General features: G+C 70.5%; 10 protein-coding genes. 5 read left to right on the top strand and 5 right to left on the bottom strand.

What is annotated here, in order from left to right:
* Positions 1-19: 19 nt before the first annotated feature.
* From JNO44_RS27020 to JNO44_RS27010, 3 genes are all read right to left on the bottom strand, one after another.
* The gene (locus JNO44_RS27020) at positions 20-9,373 is read right to left on the bottom strand and encodes a type I polyketide synthase (protein WP_205366448.1); all 9,354 of its coding nucleotides are present in this window, start codon (positions 9,371-9,373) and stop codon (positions 20-22) included.
* A complete protein-coding gene (locus JNO44_RS27015) occupies positions 9,370-10,599 on the bottom strand; it encodes a dTDP-4-dehydro-6-deoxyglucose aminotransferase (RefSeq protein ID WP_205366447.1) in 1,230 nt (409 codons plus the stop codon). Before JNO44_RS27015 ends, JNO44_RS27020 begins: the two co-directional genes overlap by 4 nt.
* Before the next feature lie 357 nt (positions 10,600-10,956).
* A complete protein-coding gene (locus tag JNO44_RS27010) occupies positions 10,957-11,766 on the bottom strand; it encodes a TylF/MycF family methyltransferase (RefSeq protein WP_205366446.1) in 810 nt (269 codons plus the stop codon).
* 1,190 nt (positions 11,767-12,956) lie between these two features.
* Here JNO44_RS27010 and rfbB point away from each other — a divergent pair.
* The 3 genes from rfbB (at position 12,957) to JNO44_RS26995 (ending at position 18,467) form a co-directional block, all read left to right on the top strand.
* Positions 12,957-13,940, top strand: coding sequence for a dTDP-glucose 4,6-dehydratase (gene rfbB / locus JNO44_RS27005; RefSeq protein WP_205366445.1), 984 nt, complete (start codon positions 12,957-12,959; stop codon positions 13,938-13,940).
* A gap of 54 nt (positions 13,941-13,994) precedes the next feature.
* The gene (gene rfbA, locus JNO44_RS27000) at positions 13,995-14,870 is read left to right on the top strand and encodes a glucose-1-phosphate thymidylyltransferase RfbA (RefSeq protein WP_205366444.1); all 876 of its coding nucleotides are present in this window, start codon (positions 13,995-13,997) and stop codon (positions 14,868-14,870) included.
* 324 nt (positions 14,871-15,194) lie between these two features.
* A complete protein-coding gene (locus JNO44_RS26995) occupies positions 15,195-18,467 on the top strand; it encodes a tetratricopeptide repeat protein (protein ID WP_205370605.1) in 3,273 nt (1,090 codons plus the stop codon).
* Positions 18,468-18,650: 183 nt separating this feature from the next.
* On the opposite strand, the gene JNO44_RS26990 is transcribed toward JNO44_RS26995, so the two are convergent.
* Both JNO44_RS26990 and mca read right to left on the bottom strand, forming a co-directional pair.
* Positions 18,651-18,899, bottom strand: a complete 249-nt coding sequence (locus JNO44_RS26990; protein WP_205366443.1) for an RAMP4 family protein — start codon at positions 18,897-18,899, stop codon at positions 18,651-18,653.
* A 4-nt stretch (positions 18,900-18,903) separates the two neighbouring features.
* The gene (mca, locus tag JNO44_RS26985) at positions 18,904-19,776 is read right to left on the bottom strand and encodes a mycothiol conjugate amidase Mca (RefSeq protein WP_205366442.1); all 873 of its coding nucleotides are present in this window, start codon (positions 19,774-19,776) and stop codon (positions 18,904-18,906) included.
* Positions 19,777-19,908: 132 nt separating this feature from the next.
* Here mca and JNO44_RS26980 point away from each other — a divergent pair, with 132 nt between their 5' ends.
* Positions 19,909-20,325, top strand: coding sequence for a DUF4307 domain-containing protein (locus JNO44_RS26980; RefSeq protein WP_205366441.1), 417 nt, complete (start codon positions 19,909-19,911; stop codon positions 20,323-20,325).
* Positions 20,326-20,565: 240 nt separating this feature from the next.
* A complete protein-coding gene (greA, locus tag JNO44_RS26975) occupies positions 20,566-21,063 on the top strand; it encodes a transcription elongation factor GreA (RefSeq protein ID WP_039633310.1) in 498 nt (165 codons plus the stop codon).
* Positions 21,064-21,098 lie beyond the last annotated feature (35 nt).

Here is a 21,098-nt window from a genome sequence, read left to right as displayed (position 1 = left end):
TCCGTCCGGCGGTTGCCGGTCATGACATCCCCAGTTCGCTGTCGATGAAGTCGAAGAGCTCGTCGGTGGTCGCCGACTCCAGACGCGTCGCGACACCCGCGTCCGCGTCCTCGGTGCCTTCCGGTGCGTTCGACAGCAGGCCCTGTAGCCGTGCCCGTACTTCGGCGCGCAGGCCGTCGTCCGGGTCCAGTGCGGCGAAGCTGCGTTCGAGCCGGTCCAACTCCGTCAGCACCGAGGCGGCTGCCGGTGCCTCCTCCGGCAGCAGTTCGGCCCGCAGGTGGGCGGCGAGTGCGGCCGGGGTGGGGTGGTCGAACACCAGGGTGGCGCGCAGCCGCAGGCCGGTGGCCGCGTTGAGGCGGTTGCGCAGTTCGACTGCGGTCAGCGAGTCGAAGCCCAGCTCCTTGAACGCCTGGCTGGCGTCCACCGAGGAGGCGGTGCCGTGGCCCAGCACGGTGGCGGTGTGCTCGCACACCAGGTCCAACACCACTTGCTGGCGGTCCACTTCGGAGAGTCCGGACAGGCGCCCGGCCAGCGAGGAGGCGTCCGCCTGCTGCGTCGCAACGGCGGCGGCGGTACGGCGGGTGGTGCCGCGGACGATGCCGCTCATCAGCGCGGGGACCTGGTCCTGCGACCGCAGGGTTCGGGTGTCCAGGCGCATCGGTACGACAGTGGCCTCGGGCCGTCCGATCGCCGCATCGAACAACGCCAGACCCTCCTCAACCGACAACGCACCCACACCAACCCGCGTCATCCGCTGCACATCGACATCCCCAAGATGCCCCGTCATCCCACTCGAACGAGCCCACAACCCCCACGCCAACGACACACCCGACAAACCCAACGCACGACGATGCGCAGCCAACCCATCAAGAAACACATTCGCCGCCGCGTAATTCGCCTGCCCCGCACCACCCAACGTCCCCGACACCGACGAGAACAACACAAACAACGACAGATCAAGACCAGCCGTCAACTCATGCAGATTCCACGCCGCATCCACCTTCGGCCGCAACACCGCAGCCAACCGCTCCGCAGACAACGACCCCACCACACCGTCATCCAACACACCCGCCGCATGCACCACCGCAGTCAACGGATGCTCCCGCGAAATCCCCGCCAACACCCCAGCCAACTCATCACGATCAGCCGCATCACACGCCGCCACCGACACCGACGCACCCAACCCCGTCAGCTCCGCAACCAACTCCTCAGCACCCGGCGCCCCCAACCCCCGCCGACCCACCAACACCAACCGACGCACACCGTGCTCCACCACCAGATGCCGGGCCACCAACCCACCCAACACACCAGTAGCACCCGTGACCAGCGCAGTCCCCTCCGGATCCACCCCACGCGGCACCGTCAACACCAACTTGCCCACATGCCGCGCCTGACTCAAGAAACGCAACGCCTCCGGAGCACGCCGCACATCCCAACCCCGCACCGGCAACGGCCGCAACACACCACGACCAAACAACCCCACCAACTCACCCAACATCTCGGCGACGAGATCGGGGTCGGTGGTCAACAGGTCGTAGACGCGGTAGCGCACGCCAGGGTGCGCGGCGGTGACCTCGTCGGCGTCGCGGATGTCTGTCTTGCCGATCTCGACGAACCGGCCGTCGTTCCGCAGCAGCCGCAGCGAGGCGTCCACGAACTCCCTGACCAGCGAGTTCAGCACCACATCCAGGCCCGAGGAGAACTTGTCCGCGAAGTCGAGGGTGCGCGACGACGCGATGTGCGCGTCATCGAGACCCAGCGAACGCAGCACATCCCACTTGCCCGGGCTCGCGGTCCCGAAGACCTCGGCACCCCAATGCCGCGCGAGCTGCACCGCGGCCATCCCCACACCACCCGCGGCGGAATGGATCAGCACCGACTCACCCGCACGCACTCCGGCGTCGTGCCGCAGTGCGTGGTACGCGGTGAGGAACACCACCGGCACCGAGGCCGCCTGCGCGAACGACCAACCCGACGGCATCTTGACCAGGAGCCGACGATCGGCGATCGCGACCGGGCCGAACGCACCCGTGAACAGGCCCATCACGGTGTCGCCGGGGGCGAGACCGGTCACTCCCGGCCCGACCTCCAGCACGACGCCCGCACCCTCGCTGCCCAGCACTTCCTGGTCGGGCACCATGCCCAGGGCCAGCACCACGTCGCGGAAGTTCACACCGGCCGCGCGTATGTCGACGCGCACCTCGCCGTCCGCCAGCGGCCGCGACGCCTCCGGAAGGTCGACCAGCGCCAGGTTCTCCAGCGTGCCCTTGTCCGTGATGTCCAGCCGCCAGGTCGTCGAGCCCTGCGGGGGCGTCAACGTCTCGTCCGCAGTCGGCCGACCCAACCGCGGCGCGTACAACACTCCTTCACGTATGGCGAGTTGGGGCTCGTCGCCGGCCAGCGCGGCGGGCAGCGCGGCGGACACGTCGTGGTCGTCGAGGTCGACGAGCACGAACCGGCCGGGATTCTCCGCCTGCGCCGACCGGACCAGACCCCACACCGGGGCGTTGACCAGGTCGAGCACGCCCTTACCGGGCTCGGCGGCCACCGCGCCGCGGGTGAGGAAGACCAACCGCGAGTCGGCGAACCGCTCGTCGGCCAACCATGCCTGGACCAGTTCGAGCGCACGCGCGACGGCACGGTGCGTCGCCTCCGCGACGGGCAGCCCGAAGTCGTCGACACAGGCCGCCAGCACCACGTCCGGCACGGCCCCATGGGGGAGCGCACCGATGTCGCCGAAGGTCTCCAGGTCGCCCAGTGCCACGCCGAGCTTGAACTCATCGGCACCGATCAGCGCCCACGAACCGATCCGGCCCGCAGGCTCGGACGGCGGTGCCAGCTCGTTCCAGTCCACCCGGAACAGCGCCTCGGGCAGACCGGTCCGCACCTGGTCAGCCGCCATGGGCCGCAGCGCCAGGGACTCCACCGACGCCACCGGGCGTCCGGCCACATCGGCCAACCGCAACGACACCGCGTCCGGCCCCGCGGGCGAAATCATCACGCGGGCCGCCGTGGCACCGGTCGCCTGGAGGGAAACCCCGCTCCAGACGAACGGCAGACGGCACTCCGGCCCCTCCCCCACCACGGCGTGCAGGGCGGCGTCCAGCAACGCGGGATGCAGTCCGAACCGGGCGGCATCCGGCGCGAGTTCGGGCGCCAACTCCACCTCGGCGAAGATGTCCTCGCCCGAGCGCCACCACGACTTCAGGCCCTGGAACGCGGGACCGTAGCGGTAACCCAGCTCCGTCCAACGGTCGTAACCGCCGTCCCAGTCCACCGCGACCGCTCCCGCGGGCGGCCAGACGCTCAGGTCGAAGGCGTCGGTCGGGCCGCTGGCAAGCACACCCGTAGCGTGCCGGACCCACTGCGGCTCCGCCGCGTCGTCCTCGCTCCGGGCGTGCACCGCCAACGTACGCGTCCCGGATCCGTCGTCGGCACCCACCGACACCCGTAGCGCGATGCCGCCGTGCGCCGGCAGCACCAACGGCGCCTCAAGCGTCAGTTCCGCCACCCGGTCGCAACCCACCTGGTCACCGGCGCGGATGGCGAGCTCCAGGAACGCAGTGCCCGGCAACAGCACCGAGTCCCGCACCCCGTGGTCGGCCAGCCACGGATGGGTGGCCAGGGACAGCAGACCGGTCAGCACCACGCCGCCGGAGTCCGGCAGCTCCACCGCCGCACCCAGCAACGGATGCCCGGCCTCCCGCAGCCCGACCGACGACACATTCACGGCCTGTGCCCCCCGAGCATTCAGCCAGTAACGCTGACGTTGGAAGGCGTAGGTGGGCAGGTCGTCCACGCGGCGAGCGCCGGGGAACACGGCCGTCCAGTCGACGGTCGCCCCGCGCACGTGGGCTTCGGCCAGCGACAGCAGGAACCGGTCCAGGCCACCTTCATCACGCCGCAGGGACCCCAGGGCCACGATCTGCTCGGACGTTTCCTGGATACCCATCGCCAGCACCGGGTGCGCACTGGACTCCACGAAGAGCCGGTGGCCCTGCTCGGCGAGCAGCTGCACGGTCTCCTCGAACCGAACCGTCTGCCGAAGATTCCGGTACCAGTACTCGGCATCCAGCACACTGGTGTCGATCCGCTCCACCGACACCGTCGAGAAGAACGGCACCTGCGACGGGCGCGGGGTGATGTCGGACAGGATGGTCAGGAGTTCGTCGCGGATCTCCTCCACATGCGCCGAGTGGGACGCGTAGTCCACCGGGATGCGACGAGCCCGAACCCCAGACTCCTCACAATCGGCAAGGAGTTCATCCAGTGCATCGACGTCACCGGAGACGACGATCGAACCCGGGCCGTTGACGGCGGCGATGGAGATCCGACCGTCCCAACGCTCAACGCGATCGGCGACCTCACCTGCGGGGAGGGAGACGGACACCATCCCGCCACGACCGGACAGGGCGAGCAGCGCCTTGCTCCGCAACGCCACCACCCGCGCAGCATCATCAAGCGACAACGCACCCGCCACACACGCGGCAGCGATCTCACCCTGCGAATGGCCCACCACAGCGGCCGGCTCAACACCGTACGAACGCCACAACGCCGCCAGCGACACCATCACCGCAAACAGCACAGGCTGAACAACATCAACCCGCTCCAACGCCTCAGCATCGCCCAGCACATCCAACAACGACCACTCGACGTGCGGCGCAAGAGCCTCAGCGCACGCCCGCATCGACTCCGCGAACACCGGCGAGGAGCCCAGAAGCTCCACCGCCATGCCCACCCACTGCGAACCCTGACCAGGGAAAACGAACACCGCACGGTCACCAGCACCCGCAACGCCCTGCACCACACCAGGCGCCGCAGTCGCATCCGCCAGCGCAGCCAGACCGCCACGGAAGGCAGCCAGGTCAGCACCGACCACCGCAGCACGATGCTCAAAAGCAGCACGCCCCGCAGCGAGCGAGAAACCCACATCCACCGGGTCCAGCTCGGGCATCGAGTCCACGTACGACAGCAAGCGGGACGCCTGTGCACGCAGCGCGGCCTCGGTCTTGCCCGAGACCACCCACGGCACCACACCCACCGGCGCCGCACCCGTCGATGCCGCAACGGGCTCCGCGTCAGCCTGCGGCGGTGCCTCCTCCAGAATCACATGCGCATTCGTGCCGCTGATCCCGAACGACGACACCGCGGCCCGCCGCGGCGCATCCGTCCGCGGCCACGCGACCTGCTCGGTCAGCAACGACACCGCACCCGCGGACCAGTCGACCTTGGACGTCGGCTCGTCCACGTGCAGGGTCTTCGGCAGCACACCGTGCCGCATCGCCAACACCATCTTCACCACGCCGCCGACGCCGGCCGCGGCCTGGGCATGTCCGATGTTGGACTTCAACGATCCCAGCCACACGGGCCGTTCGCGCTCCTGGCCGTAGGTGGCCAGGAGCGCCTGGGCCTCGATCGGGTCGCCGAGGCTGGTGCCGGTGCCGTGTGCCTCCACCGCGTCCACGTCCGAGGCGTCGAGGCCCGCGTTGGCCAATGCCTGGCGGATCACCCGCTGCTGCGACGGACCGTTCGGCGCCGTCAGACCATTGGACGCACCGTCCTGGTTCACCGCGGAACCCCGCAGCACCGCCAGCACCGGATGCCCGTTCCGACGTGCGTCAGACAACCGCTCCAGCGCCAGCATGCCCACGCCCTCGGCCCAGGCGGTGCCGTCGGCGGACGCCGAGAACGCCTTGCAGCGGCCGTTGGCGGCGAGTCCGCGCTGGCGGCTGAACTCGACGAACATGCCGGGGCCGGACATGATCGCGGCGCCGCCGGCGAGCGCGAAGGTGCACTCCCCCTGTCGCAGTGACTGGGCCGCCAGGTGCAACGCCACCAGCGACGAGGAGCACGCCGTGTCCACCGTCACCGCGGGGCCTTCGAGGCCGAGTGTGTAGGCGACGCGGCCGGAGGCGACGCTGGCGGTGTTGCCGGTGAGCAGGTAGCCGTCGTGTCCGTCCGCGCCTTCGTACAGCCGGGGGCCGTACTCCTGGGACATGGCGCCGACGAACACGCCCGCCCTGCTGCCGCGCAGCGTGGCCGGGGCGATTCCGGCCCGCTCCAGCGCCTCCCACGAGGTTTCCAGCAGCAGTCGCTGCTGCGGGTCCATCGCCTGTGCCTCGCGCGGCGAGATGCCGAAGAACGCCGGGTCGAACTCGCCGGCGTCGTGCAGGAATCCGCCGTATCGCGTGTAGGTCTTGCCGGGCTGCTCCGGGTCCGGGTCGTAGAGCGCCTCGATGTCCCAGCCGCGGTCGGTCGGGAACTCGGTGATGCCGTCACCACCGGTGACGACCAGCCGCCACAGGTCCTCCGGGGAGCCGACGTCGCCGGGGAAGCGGCAGGCCATGCCGACGATCGCCACGGGTTCGTCCGGGGCCGCTGCCGCCGGCCGGTCGCCGTCGTTCTCGGTTCCGGTGCCGAACAGTTCGACCAGCAGGCGGTCGGCGACGGCCTGCGGGGTCGGGAAGTCGAACAGCAGGGTCGGGCTGAGCGCCAGTCCGGTTGCCGTGCTGAGTTGGTCGCGCAGCTCGACGGAGGTCAGCGAGGTGAAGCCGAGGTCCCGGAACTGTCGGTCGACCTCGACCTCCTCGGCGGCGTCATGGCCGAGTACGACGGCGATCCGGGTGCGCACCAAGTCCAGTAGCGCCCGGGCTCGTTCGGACTCGGGCAGCTGGTCGATGCGCTGCCGCGGCGATGCGGTTTCCTGCGCCGCGGGCGGGTCCACCGGGATCGGGGAGCTGTCGGCCGCCACGTCCGCCCAGTAGCGGCGCCGCTGGAACGCGTACGTGGGCAGTGGCACCTGGCGTGCCCCCGTACCGGCGAAGACGGCGGGCCAGTGCGGGGACAGGCCGCTGAGGTGCAGGGCGCCGAGCGCGGCGCTCAGCGCGGCCGGTTCGGGCCGGTCGGCGCGGAGCGCGGGCACGCAGGAGGCGTCGGGTGCGCAGTCCCTGGCCATTCCGGTGAGGGTGCCGTCCGGGCCCAGCTCGACCAGGGTGGTCACGCCCTGGTCCGCCAGCCAGCGGACGCCGTCGAGGAACCGGACGGTTTCCCGCACGTGCCGCACCCAGTAGTCGGGGGTGCGCAGTTCGCCGTCACCGGCTGGGCGGCCGGTGACGTTGGATATCACCGGAAGCGCCGGGGCGTGGTAGGTGAGCGCTTCGGCCACCTGTCGGAAGTCCGCCAGCATGGCGTCCATCAGCGGTGAGTGGAACGCGTGGCTGACCCGCAGCTGCTTGGTCTTCCGGCCCTGTGCGGCGAGCCGTGCTGCGGTCTCCAGGACCGCGTCGGTGGCGCCGGAGAGCACCGTGGCGGTGGGTCCGTTGACCGCGGCGATGCCCACCTCGGGGGAGAGCAGCGGCCGGACCTCGTCCTCGGATGCCTGGACGGCCACCATCGCCCCGCCGGCGGGCAGTGCCTGCATCAGCCGGGCGCGCGCGGCCACCAGGGTGGCGGCGTCCGGCAGGCTCAGCACGCCAGCGACATGCGCCGCGGCCAGCTCGCCGATGGAGTGTCCGGCGACGAAGTCGGGACGCACCCCCCACTTCTCGAACAGCCGGAACAGCGCGACCTCGATGGCGAACAGTGCGGGCTGTGTGTAGCCGGTCTGGTCGAGCAGTTCCGCATCGCCGTCGAACACGAGCTGCTTGAGCGGGCGGTCCAGGTGGGCGTCCAGCGCGGCACAGACCTCGTCGAACGCCGAGGCGAACTCGGGGAGTTCGGCGTGGAGTTCCCGGCCCATGCCGACGCGCTGCGAGCCCTGGCCGCTGAACAGGTAGGCGACCGGGCCGGGGGCGGCCTTGCCCTGCAGCACTCCGGCCGCCGGTCGTCCGTCGGCCAGCGCGGCGAGCCCGGTGCAGAACTCCTCGTGGCCTGTGCCGAGCAGGACGGCGCGGTGCTCGAACGTCGTGCGGGTGGTCGCCAACGCGTGGGCGATGTCGAGGGGTTGGGCCTGGGGGGTGGTGTCGAGGTGGTCGAGCAGCCGTCGCGCCTGGGCCCGCAGTGCGGGCTCGGTGCGTGCCGACAGCACCCAGGGCACTACGGAACGGGTGTGTGCGACGGGTTCGACGGGCGCGGTCGCCCACTCCGCGAGCAGGACGTGGCAGTTGGTGCCGCCCATGCCGAAGGAGCTGACGCCTGCGACGAGTTGGCGGTCCGGCGACGGCCAGGCGCCGGATTCGGTGCGCACCCTCAGGTTGAGGTCCGCCAGCGGGATGCGCGGGTTGGGCTGCTGGAAGTTCAGGCTCGGCGGGAGTTCCCGGCGGGCCACGCTCAGTACGGCCTTGAGGAGGCCGACGATGCCCGCGGCGCCCTCCAGGTGCCCGACGTTGGTCTTCGCGGAACCCACCAGCAGCGGTTCGCCGGCCGGCCGTCCGGCGCCGAACACCGCGCCCAATGCGGCCGCTTCGATGGGGTCGCCGACCCGGGTACCGGTGCCGTGCAACTCCACGTACTGCACGTCGGTCGGGGCGATCGCGGCCCGGCGGCACGCCTCGTGCAGCACCGCCTGCTGGGCGGTGGGGCTGGGGACGGTCAGGCTCTCGGTTCCGCCGTCGTTGTTGGTCGCGCTGCCGCGGATGACGCAGTAGACCGGATCGCCGTCGGCGACGGCCGCGGCGAGCGGCTTGAGCAGCACCGCGCCGCCGCCCTCGCCGCGCACATAGCCGTTGGCCCGCTCGTCGAAGGTGAAGCTGCGGCCGTCCGGCGACAGGCCGCCGAACCTGGCGGCGCCGAGCGCGCTTTCGGGTGCCAGGTTGAGGTTCACCCCGGCGGCCAGGGCCAGGGTGGACTCGCCGCGGCGCAGGCTCTCGCACGCCAGGTGGACGGCGACCAGCGCGGAGGACTGGGCGGTGTCCACGACCAGGCTCGGGCCGTGTACGCCGAGGAAGTAGGAGAGCCGGTTGGCCAGGGCGCTGCGGTGCGAGCCGGTCAGCGTGTGCTGGTTGATGCCCTCGGCGCCACCGCGGTGCAGCAGTTTGGCGTAGTCGTCGGATGCCGCGCCGACGAAGACGCCGAGCGGGCTGTCCCGGACGTCGGCCGGGACGATGCCGGCGTTCTCAAGCGCCTCCCAGCCGAGCTCCAGCATGAGCCGCTGCTGCGGGTCCATGGCTTCGGCCTCACGTGGAGAGATGCCGAAGAAGGCCGCGTCGAACGTGTCGACCCGGTCCAGGAACGCACCGAACCGGAGGGCGGGCTCCGCCTCCGCGGCGGCCGCGTCCCACCGCTCGGACCCGGTTGCGGTGACGGCGCTCTCGCCGCCGGTGAGCAGCCGCCAGAACGCCTCCGGGTCGGCCGCGCCGGGCAGTCGGCAGGACAGCCCGATCACGGCGACGTCATCGGGCCTGGCGGTGGTGTCTGGCACGCTGCCGGTGGTCATTTGCTCCCCTTGCCTTCGCCGCCGGCCGTGGATTGCGCCCGCTCGTTCGCCCGGCGGGTCACCTCGTGTCCCCGCTCCACGGTGAGCCGCACGATGTCGCAGACCCGGCGGATGTCCTCGCGGGAGACGGTGGGGCCGGTGGGCAGGGCGAGCACCTTCTGGGCGAGCCGCTCGGTGTGCGGCAGGGTGACCGGCCGCTCCGAGCGGTAGGGCTCCATCTCGTGGCATCCGGGGGAGAAGTACCGCTGGCACACCACGTTCTCCGACCGGAGCACGTCGCCGAGCAGGTCGCGGTGGACGCCGGTCTCCGCGGCGTCGACTTCCACGATCAGGTAGTGGTAGTTGTTGCGCTCCTCGGGGTCGAAGGCGACGACCTTCAGCCCGGCGAGGTCGGCCAGCTCCGACTGGTAGCTGTCGAAGTTGGCCTCGTTCTGGCGGACCGTTTCCTCGAAGGCGTCGAGTGAGGTCAGGCCCATCGCGGCGGCGGCTTCGGTCATCTTCCCGTTGATGCCCACCTCCGTGGAGACGCGCCCTTGGGCGAACCCGAAGTTGTGCATCGCGCGGATCCGACTGGCCAGTTCCTCGTCGTCGGTCACCACCGCGCCGCCCTCGAAGGCGTTGACCACCTTCGTGGCGTGGAAGCTGAACACCTCGGCCTGCCCGAACCCGCCGATCGGCCGGCCTTCCGAGGTGCAGCCGAGTCCGTGTGCGGCGTCGTAGAACAGCTTCACGCCGTGGTCTGCCGCGACCTTCGCCAGCTCGTCGACCGCGCACGGACGGCCCCACAGGTGGACCGGGACGATCGCACTGGTACGGGGAGTGATCGCGGCCTCGACCAGTGCGGGGTCCAGGCAGCCGGTGCTCGGGTCGATGTCGCAGAAGACCGGCGTCAGGCCCAGCCACCGGAACGCGTGCGCGGTCGCGGGGAAGGTCAGCGACGGCATGATGACCTCGCCGGACAAATCCGTGGCGCGGGCGAGGAGTTGCAGGGCGACGGTCGCATTGCAGGTCGATACGCAGTACCGCACCCCGGCCAGTTCCGCCACGCGCTGCTCGAATTCGCGCGCCAGCGGTCCGCCGTTGGTCAGCCACTGGTGGTCCAGCGCCCAGTTCACACGATCGAAGAATCGAGATCGGTCACCGATATTGGGGCGCCCCACATAAAGCGGCTGCAGGAATGCCGAAGAACCGCCGAATATAGCGAGGTCGCCAATATTGCGTTTCATAGTCACACCTCCCCCGACGCATGCGGAAAACGCACGCGCGGTATTCATGGCAGACAGTACAACATGCGGCGCCTTTGAATACGCGGACTACTTCCGGGAAGGGTTGAAGCCCCGCAGAATCAGCGGTTCCACAAGGTGACTGAAGCGCCGGCTCGAATGCGAGCACAGCGACCGCCGTCATCGGCACGCATGGAGCGCACGCTACGGGCGGGAATCGAGGATTTCGGGTTCGACAAAGATTCCGGACGCGCCGGACAAGGGGCCGCGGTGCACGGCGACGTCTTCCGCCGTGCACACGCGAAGGACCCACATCGGGGAGATCAGATCAGCCCGGGCAAGGCCGGGGCGAGGCCGCGCTCAGTGCTTGCGGCGCCAGTAGACGCCGGTCACGTCCACGGTCTCGATCGGCTCGTCGATGCCGTGCTCGCTCCGGTAGTCGTGAACGGCCTGCTTACAGGCCGGGATCGCGTAGTCGTCGATGATCGCGAACCCGCCGACCGAGAGCTTGGGGTACATGTTGACCAGGGCGTCCATGGTCGACTCGTACAGGTCGCCGTCCATCCGCAGGATCGCGAGCTTCTCGATCGGTGCGCTCGGCAGCGTGTCGGCGAACATGCCGGGCAGGAACTTGACCTGGTCGTCGAGCAGGTCGTAACGGGCGAAGTTCTCCCGAACCTGCTCCTCGGAGCAGCTCAGCACCCAGTTCAGGTTGTGGAACTCCATGCCCTGGTCGAGCGGGTGGCTGTCGTCGGACGTCACCGGAACACCGGCGAACGAGTCGGCGAGCCACACATTTCGGTCTTCCACGCCGTGCGCCTTGAGCAGTGCCCGCATCAGGATGCAGGCGCCGCCGCGCCACACGCCGGTCTCGATGAAGTCGCCGGGCACGCCGTCGCGGAGCACCTGCTCCACGCACTCCTGGATGTTGTCCAGGCGGCGCATTCCGATCATGGTGTGCGCGACCGACGGGACGTCCAGACCAGCCGCTCGGTGGTCGACGTCGAACACCCCGCGCTTTTCCGCGGAGCCTTCCGCGCCGGGCCGCATGGTGTCTGCTTGAGCCTTATCGAGGACATTCATCCCGAACGGGAAAGTCGGGCGGTCCTCATAAATAACGTTCGCCAGAACCTTTTTCATAAGGTCGACATAAAGCTCATAGCTCTGCATGGCCAAAGCATCCCCCGGTTAAGAACCAAGTCGTTCAATTAACTTCGTTAACCTTTGGCCGACCCTAACAGCAAGCCCAGGGGGAGTCAATGAACACTTTCCCCTGCTCACCAGGCCATCTCGATGGTGTGAACGGCGGCGACCGTTCGACCGATCCGGTTGGCGCGGTAGCGGGCCTTGCATAGGATCCGCCATTGCTCGTCGAGGCGGGTGAAGCGCGTTCTCCCGCCCCACGCCGACAGTCGCGCTCGTGGTTGAACTCGGCGTACTTCGAGCGTACTTCCGAGGAAAGTTTCTGCCGCACTAGGGGTGCGGATGGCGCCCCCGACTCAACGGTGGACCCGGTGGGCGAGGATGCGCAGAGCTTGCCGGAAGCACCCCCTCCTGCACCAGTGGGTTCCGTCCGACGCTTCGAGCACGGACGGGCCGCGCACGACACTCGACGACCTCCCGCGGGGCGTCACACACGGTGCATCTCGTCCCCCAACAGGACTCCCGACCACGGCCGTTGACGAGCGGGCTCAGCGCGCCGACCAGGGGCTCCGTCGCGCCACGGCCCCCGGCCGACAGCCGCCCCGCCCACGAACCGCCGGATGGGAAGCGTTCCGCCAGCCAAAAGGCAATCACCTCTTTTGAAAAAAGACCGAACGGCCGATTAGTGATCGACGCAACATATCCGCGGCCCGCCCGGAACGCTTCCATCCGTGCGCCTTCCGGTTCTCCCGGCCTACGCTGAAAGCGACACCGGGGTTAATGTGTGTGCGCGGCGCAACCGGAAGCGGGCCGGAACGTGATGGGTCGACGCAGCCAGTCGCCGCCGCGGCAGATGTGGTCCCCAGGGCGCTGGAAGGGGGGAGAAGCGCTCGGGACCTGGTGAAACCCGCACCGAGACGGGCTGCCGCATCCCGGAGAGTGTGACCTCCGCCATGGAGTCCGGCCACCGGCCGCCTCCACTCCCCGACCCGGTCGCGGTTCACGCAGAGTGATTCGGCTGACACCCGACCCAGCGGCTCCCTCCCGTCGGATCCGTCTACCGGATGCGTATCAGGGCGATGGGACAAGCCCTGCGATTCCCCTGCCAACCTCCCAACCCAGGCATCTACCACCAGACAGGCGGAACTTCCCCTGTGACGGCGAGCCGAGAGCGCTTGCCCAGGAAGGAACCGCTCACCCAGGTCATAGGAGACCCTGTGCGTCTACTCGTCACCGGTGCGGCCGGATTCATAGGTTCCAACTACGTTCGCAAGCTGCTGACCGGGGCCTACGCCTCGGCGGGCGAGGTGAAGGTCACCGCTTTGGACAAGCTGACCTACGCCGGGAACCCGGCGAATCTCGACCCTGTCCGAGATCACCCTGGTTTCACCTTCGTTGAAGGTGATATCTGCGACGGCCCGCTCCTGGCCGATCTGCTGCCCGGGCACGACGCCGTGGTCAACTTTGCCGCCGAGACCCATGTCGACCGTTCGATCTCCGGCGCCGACGACTTCGTACGGACCAACGTCAGCGGCACCCACACCGTGTTGGAGGCCGCACGACTGGCCGGGGTCGGGCGGGTGGTCCATGTGTCGACCGACGAGGTGTACGGATCGATCGACACCGGCTCATGGACCGAGCACAGCCCCCTGCTGCCCAACTCGCCCTACGCCGCGACGAAGGCGAGCGCCGACCTCCTCGCCCGCTCCTACGCCCGCACCTACGGCCTCGACGTGAGCATCACCCGGTGCAGCAACAACTACGGCCCGTACCAGTTTCCGGAGAAGGTCATCCCGCTGTTCGTGACCAACCTGCTGCGCGGCAGGTCGGTCCCGCTGTACGGCGACGGACTGTGCATCCGCGACTGGCTGCACGTGGACGACCACTGCCGCGGCATCCAACTGGTGCTGGAGAAGGGCCTCCCGGGCGAGGTCTACAACATCGCCGGCGGCGAGGAGCTCACCAACCTGCGCCTCACCGAGCTCATCCTCCAGGCATGCGGGGCCGACGAGGAGAGCGTCCGGCACGTGCCCGACCGCCCCGGCCACGATCGCCGCTACTCGATGGACGACGGCAAGCTGCGGGCACTGGGGTACGCGCCGCAGGTTCCGTTCCAGACCGGACTCGCCCGCACGATCGCCTGGTACCGCGACAACCCGCAGTGGTGGCAGCCGCTGTGCGACGGCGCCACCGCGGCATAGGGCCACGCCGCGGCCCGGCCTCCCGCACAGCAGGCAACCGAAACGGAGACACACATGCGCGGAATACTCCTGGCGGGAGGGTCGGGCACCCGGCTGCACCCGATCACCGCCGTATCGTCGAAGCAGTTGCTTCCCGTCTACGACAAGCCGATGGTGTACTACCCGCTATCCGTCCTGATGCTGGCGGAGATCCGGGAGATCCTCATCATCAGCAACCCGGAGCACATCGAGAACTACCGCGACCTGCTCGGCGACGGCAGCCGGTTGGGGCTGCGGCTGAGCTACGCCGTCCAGGACCGGCCGCGCGGCCTCGCCGACGCGCTGCGGATCGGGCGCGACTTCATCGGCGACGAGCAGTTCGCCCTCATCCTGGGCGACAACATCTTCTACGGGAACGCGCTCACCGAGACGCTGCGCCGGGAGCGCGCGCGGCTCGACGGGTGCACCCTGTTCGGATACCGCGTGGCGGACCCCGAGCGGTACGGCGTGGCCACCATCGACGACGCGGGCCGGGTCACCTCGCTGGAGGAGAAGCCGCCGGCTCCCCGCTCCAACCTGGCGGTCACCGGAATGTACTTCTACGACAACGAGGCCGCCGACCTCGCGACCCGGTTGAAGCCCTCCCCCCGTGGGGAGCTGGAGATCACGGACCTGAACCGGATCTTCGTGGAGCGGAACAAGGCCCGACTGATCGACCTCGGCCGCGGCTGCGCCTGGTTCGACACCGGTACGCACGAAAGCCTCATGGACGCCGCGCTGTTCGTGCAGGTCCTGGCCAAACGCCAAGGCATCCGACTGGCGTGCATAGAGGAGGTCGCCTTCCGCATGGGCTTCATCGACGAGGACCAGCTCGCCTCGCTCGGCAAGGAGTTCGTCGCCAACTCCGCCTCCGGCTACGGCCACTACCTCATGGACCTCGCCGGCACCTGACGTCGCGTCCGGTCGGCGCGGGAGCCGGGGCTCGGGACAGAACGCCGAACCGCCCCGTCCGACCGCCGGGGGCCGGCGTGCCGGAGCGGATACGGGGAAGTCTCATGAGCCAGGTGGTTCGGCATGAGGCCGTCCTGCCCCTCTGGGCCGCGGGTGCCGGGCGGGGCGGGAGTTATCCACAGCCCTGCCGGGAACTGCCTGGGAGCGGAACACTGTCCGTACGGCGATGACCACGCCGGGGGCGGGCCGCGGCGGCGGGTTCCGGTGATCCGCCGACGACTGCTGGACCGCCAGGACTACTGGCGACTGCTGGAGGGGACGGGCATGCCGGGCGAACTGGCTGGGCTGCGGGACGGCCACCGGAAGGAAGCGGACGGGCTGCTGGCGCGGACCGTCGAGGAGGAGGCGCGCCGCTCGGGCGGCCGGATCGACGGCGCGGCGCTGCTCGGCCGGGCCCGGGCGGCGCTGGACGAGCTGGCCGCCTCGGCGGAGGAGGAGTACGCGGCGTACGTCCGCGCACTGGACGAGGCGGCGGCCGGCCGACAGCCGCTCGGGGAGCGGCTGTCGCGCAAGGAGTTGGGCACCCCGGTGGTGGCGTCCGCGGTGGCCGCGGTGGCCGCGTTCGGTGCGGACCTGGCGTGGGGCACGGGCGGCGGCCCGGCGCTCGGGGCGGGCGCCGCGGCGCTGGTGGCGGGCGCGGCGGCCGCGGTCGTGAAGCTGACCGCAGGCCATCTCCCGGCGGAGCACCGCCACGCCGGGATGCGGGGCCAGCCCGGCGGGCCCGAGCAGTTGCGGCTCCAGTGGCTGACGGCACTGGAGGTGCGGGGCATCCGGCCGTTCCTCGACCAGCAGCGGATGCTGTCCGCGGCATCCCGAGGCGGCGGTTCGTCCACCGCCCGGCCGGCGGGGAAGGGCACCCGGGGGCCGCAGCTGCGCGGCGCGGACCGCAGCGCGGCGGCCCGTCGGCGCTCGGTCCTGGAGCGGTCCTTCGCCCAACTCCCGCAGCCAGACGGCCCGTTCGCCGGGCGCCGGACGGAGCTGGCGCAGCTCGCCCAGTGGGTGCAGGCCGGCCGGGCGAGCACCGAGACCCGGCCGATCGTGGTGGTGCTGCACGGCGAGCCGGGCTCGGGGCGGACGGCGCTGGCGGTGCGCGCGGCGCACCAGCTGCGCGATCAGTTCCGCGGCGCGTGTCTGGTGGATCTGCGCGGCGACACCCCGGGCGAGGTGCCACTGCCGACCCGGGACGCCCTGCTGCACCTGCTCAACCGCCTGGGCGCGCCGCGCGAACAACTGCTGTTCCGCGAGCGCCCCTCCCAGGAGCAGCACGTCAAACGACTCACCGAGGTCTACCACCAGCATCTGACCGGCCTCCCGGTGACGCTGCTGCTGGACGACGCCTCGGACGCCGAGCAGGTCCGGGCCCTGGTGCCGGACCGCTCCGAGAGCCTGATCCTGGTCACCTCCCGCACGCCGCTGGAACTTCCCGCGGACCTTCTGGCGCGGGTGCACCACCTCCCGGTGGCGGCGCTGGACGCGGCGGGCACCGAGGAACTCCTGCGGACGGCGGCGCCCGCCGGGGAGGCCCCGGCGGACGGCACGGCACCGTACGACGCGCAGTCGATCGACCGGATCTCCGAGCTGTGCGCCGGACTGCCGCTGGCGCTGCGGGTGGCCGGCTCCTCGCTGGGCAGCCGCTCCCCCGCGGTGCTCGCCCGGGAGCTGGCGGCGGTCGACGAAGCGGCGCCGGTGGAGCGGGCGTTGTCGCTGCGCTACGCCGACCAGCCGCCGCAGGCCCGGCAGTTGCTGCGCCGGCTGGCCCTGGTGGGCCGGGCGAGCCTGGGGGTGGCCGCCGCGGCGGCGCTGCTGGGCGTCCCGGACGCGGAGGCGAAGCGCCAGCTGACGGCGCTGGCCGAGGCCGGGCTGATCGAGCACGTCCGCGGCGCGCGCTACCGCCTGCACCCCCTGGTGCACCGCTTCGCGCACGCCCGGTTGGCCGTCGAGGAGGAGCCGGCCGAGCGCGCCGCGGCCCAGGAGCGGCTGATCCGCGGCTATGCGGAACTGGCGGACGCGGTGATCCGGCTGGTCGACGGCAATACGTCCACCCGCGCCGACCGCTTCGGCCCGCACGGCTTCGCGTCCCTGGACGCGGCCCTGCAGTGGCTGGACGACGAGACCAGCTTCATCACCGCCGCCCTGCGCCACGCCGATCAGGACGTCGACCAGGACACCGTCTCGCACCTGCTGGGCGCGCTGTGCGACTACTGCCTGCTGCGCGGCGACCTCTACCGCCTGGGCGAGCTGAGCGAACTGACCCGGGCCGCCGGCCAGGGTCTGCTGGTGCGCTCGGTGCAGTGGCGCACCGGCGTCGCGGCCCGCCAGCTCGGCGAGCTGGACCGGGCCCGGACGACGCTGTCGTCGGTGGTCGATCTCTACTTCGAGGCGCAGCACCCGGTGGGCGCCGCCCGCGCGCTGCGCGATCTGGGCATCACGCTCCAGCAGCAGGGCAGTCTCACCGAGGCCGCGGCCAAGCTGCGGGAGGCGCTGGACCTCCAGACCGGCCCCGAGATGCGCGGCGACCGCGCCTGGACGCTGCACGCCCTGGCGGCGGTGGAGCGGGACCGCGCCCGGCTCCCCGAGGCGCTGGAGATGCTGCGGGAGTCGCTGGCCCTCCATGAGGAGAGCGAGAGCCTGCACGGCCAGGCGTGGGCGCACTTCCAGCTCGGCCAGGTGCATCTGCGCCGGGGCGATGTGCCGGGCGCCGAGGCCGCGCTCGGCGCCGCACTGGAGCTGTACGGCCACACGCACGACGACCGCGGCACGGCCTGGGCGATGACCCAGCTGGCGCGGGCCCGCCTGGTGGCCGGCGACACCGGCCCGGCCGTGGACCGGCTGCGCCAGGCGCAGCCGCTGCACCGCCAGCACGAGGACGCCCGCGGTGAGGCGTGGACGATGTACTACCTGGGCCAGGCGCTGGAGGAGCGCGGTGAGCGCGACGAGGCACTGCGGCAGCTGGAGCGCGCGCGGAACATGTTCAGCCGGATGCAGGACGCCTACGGCCTGGCCTGCGCCCGGCACCACGCGGGCCGGGTGACCCGGGACCTGCGGGCCGAGCAGACGGGTTCGCTGCGCAACAGCGGCTTCGCCCGCCAGCTGCTCCAGGACGCCCGGAAGGACTTCCAGCGGATCGGGGTGGCGCACGGCGAGGCGTGGTCCGTACTGGAGCTGGTGATCGTCGACGCGGGCAACGGCCGGACGGCCCAGGCGCTGGCGCTGGCCGACGAGGCCGCGCAGCTCTTCGCGGGCTACGGCGACCGGCGCGGTGAGGACTGGGCGCGGTTCCTGCGGTGCACGCTGTTGCCGTTCGCCTCACCGGGCGGTTCGGTGGTCGGCTCGGCGGTGGCGCAGGAGGAGCTGGCGCAGCTCGTGCGGGAGCGGCACGACGGCCGGGACGCCAAGCTGGCGGACTCGGCGCAGACCTTCGCGCTGCTGCTGGAGCGCGGGGTGGAGCCGGAGTCGGGATGGCAGGGCTGGCGGCTGGGCATGGTGCCGGACCGCCACGCCAGGGAGGTCATGGCGGTGTCCGCGACGACGGAGTGACGGTGCCGGTCCACGCCGGCCCGCAGCCGCGGCGTCCGGCCCGCGGCACGGCTCGCCGACCGCTTGGGTCAGCGAGCCGCCGGGCCGGTCGGCCGGCCGCTGCCAGACGGCCGGTTCACTGACCGCCACCCGGTCCTCGTGCCCGTGCGCCGTGCGCCGCATCCGCGGCCCGGCGCCGGGCTGTCAGCTGGTCTTCGGCTTCGGGGCCGCGGCGGCCGGGGCGGTGCTGCCCGCCTGACCGTCCTCGGGGGTCTCCTCGAAGTCCACCTTGCGCATGTGCTTGTTCATGGACTTCATCAGCAGCCATACGGCACCGCCGATGACCGCGAAGACGATGAAGCCGAGGACGCCGGGGGTCACCTTGTCCTTGTCGAAGCTGTCGGCAAGGGTGACGAAGTGCGTCAGGGCGAGGGTGCTGGTCGCGCTCATCATGGGCTCAATTGTTGCGGATGCCCGCGAAGAGGTCGTCCTCGGGGAGCGAAGTGTCCACGAGCGACTTCGCGAGCTCGTATTCCTCCGTCGGCCAGACCTCGCGCTGGATGTCCATCGGCACCCGGAACCACCCGCCGTCGGGGTCGATCTGGGTGGCGTGGGCGATCAGTGCCTTGTCGCGGATCTCGAAGAAGTCGGCGCAGGGGATGTAGGTGGTCAGCGTGCGCTCGCGCCGCTCGAACTGCTTCCACCGCTCCAGCCACTCGCCGTAGGGCGACTCCATGCCGCGCTCCAGCAGCGCCTCGTGCAGCGCGATGGTCCGCGGCTTGTTGAAGCCCTGGTTGTAGTAGAGCTTCTGCGGCTGCCAGGGCTCGCCGGCCTCCGGGTACTTCGCCGGGTCGCCGGCCGCCTCGAAGGCCACCATCGTGATCTTGTGGGTCATGATGTGGTCCGGGTGCGGGTAGCCGCCGTTCTCGTCGTAGGTCGTGATGACCTGCGGCTTGAACTTCCGGATCAGCTTCACCAGGGGCTCGGCCGCGGCCTCGACGTCGTGGAGGGCGAAGCAGCCGTCCGGCAGCGGCGGCAGCGGGTCGCCCTCGGGGAGCCCGGAGTCGACGAAGCCCAGCCACTCCTGCTTGACGCCCAGGATCTCCCGGGCCTCGTCCATTTCCTTCCGGCGTACCTCGTGGATGTGCTCCTCGATGTACGGGTCCCCCTGGAGCTTGGGGTTGAGGATGGAGCCTCGCTCGCCGCCTGTGCAGGTGACGACCAGCACGTCCACCCCCTCGGACACGTACTTGGCCATGGTGGCCGCACCCTTGCTCGACTCGTCGTCGGGGTGTGCGTGGACCGCCATCAATCGCAGCTGCTCAGTCAAGACTCGATCCTCAGTGAAAGGCCGGAGAAGATGCCTCCTATAGTGACCGAAGCGAGGGGGCGCTGTATTCCCTGGGGCGGGGACCCCTCAGGGGTCTGATGGCTTCCCGGTCCCCTACCAGGAGGATGGATCATGACCGCGGTGCGCGAAGGGCTCCCGGACGGACGCTACGGCCGTTCCGCCGACCAGCGCGCGGACCGCAAGCTCAAGATCATCGGGGCGGTGCTCGGCGTGGCGCTGCTCGGCGTGGTCGGCTGGCTGGGCGTCTCGTACATCTCCGGGCAGGACCTCAGCGGCCGGATCATCACCTGGGACGCGGTCTCCGACCATGAGGTCAAGGTCCACCTCGAAGTGGTCAAGGGCGCGGACGATACCGGGGTGTGCACGCTGCGTTCACAGGCCACCGACGGTTCCGAGGTCGGCCGCAAGGACGTGACCATCGACCAGCGCACCGGACAGGTCGACACCGAGGTCACGGTGCGGACGACGAAGCGGGCGACCAACGCCATCCTGGTCGGCTGCACGGGCTCCGCGGCCGGCACCGGCTGACCGCCGCGGCGCACCCCCGGCACTCACCGTCCGCAAGATCCCGGTGACTCGAACGGCCGACCCCCGTGTCCCGTCCGATCGTCTCTGATCAGCGGCGATGCACTCTCGTGCAACCACTGTGAATTTCCTCTTCCCCCTTTTGTGCCGGAATTGTTAGGCTCGTGGTTTCGCCCACCTGTGAAGGCGCAAACCTTCCTGGTAGGGCGTTTGATTTATCCCCAGTACCGACGAGGAGCACCTGTGACCCAGACCAGTGAGAACGTCACCTGGCTGACCCAGGAGGCGTATGACCAGCTCAAGAAGGAGCTGGAGTACCTGTCTGGTCCCGCACGCGCCGAGATCACCGAGAAGATCCAGGCGGCCCGCGAGGAAGGTGACCTGAAGGAGAACGCCGGGTACCACGCGGCCAAGGAAGAGCAGGGCAAGCAGGAGCTCCGCGTCCGTCAGCTCAAGCAGCTGCTGGAGAGCGCGAAGGTCGGCGAGGCCCCCGCGGCGAACGGCGTGGTCGCTCCCGGCATGGTCGTCACCATCGCGTTCGACGGGGACCCGGACGACACCCTGGAGTTCCTGCTGGCCTCGCGGGAGTACGCGAGCGAGGACATCGAGACCTACTCCCCGCAGTCGCCCCTGGGGACCGGCGTGAACGGCAAGAAGATCGGTGCCGACGCCGAGTACGAGCTGCCCAACGGCAAGAAGGCGTCCGTGAAGATCCTCGACGCCAAGCCCTACACCGGCTGAGCCTCGGGGCGCACGGAGATCAAGCGCAGCGGAAG

The organism is Streptomyces noursei (assembly GCF_016917755.1).
Lineage (GTDB): Bacteria > Actinomycetota > Actinomycetes > Streptomycetales > Streptomycetaceae > Streptomyces > Streptomyces yunnanensis.
This window is presented reverse-complemented; position numbering and strand designations above follow the sequence as displayed.

Bases quoted from the DNA above. Each gene is read 5' to 3' on its own strand.
- JNO44_RS27020 (WP_205366448.1), bottom strand. From the start codon at position 9,373: ATGACCACCGGCAGCGTGCCAGACACCACCGCCAGGCCCGATGACGTC.
- JNO44_RS26995 (WP_205370605.1), top strand. From the start codon at position 15,195: ATGCCGGGCGAACTGGCTGGGCTGCGGGACGGCCACCGGAAGGAAGCG.
- JNO44_RS26990 (WP_205366443.1), bottom strand. From the start codon at position 18,899: ATGATGAGCGCGACCAGCACCCTCGCCCTGACGCACTTCGTCACCCTT.
- JNO44_RS27010 (WP_205366446.1), bottom strand. From the start codon at position 11,766: ATGCAGAGCTATGAGCTTTATGTCGACCTTATGAAAAAGGTTCTGGCG.
- rfbA (WP_205366444.1), top strand. From the start codon at position 13,995: ATGCGCGGAATACTCCTGGCGGGAGGGTCGGGCACCCGGCTGCACCCG.
- JNO44_RS27015 (WP_205366447.1), bottom strand. From the start codon at position 10,599: ATGAAACGCAATATTGGCGACCTCGCTATATTCGGCGGTTCTTCGGCA.
- JNO44_RS26980 (WP_205366441.1), top strand. From the start codon at position 19,909: ATGACCGCGGTGCGCGAAGGGCTCCCGGACGGACGCTACGGCCGTTCC.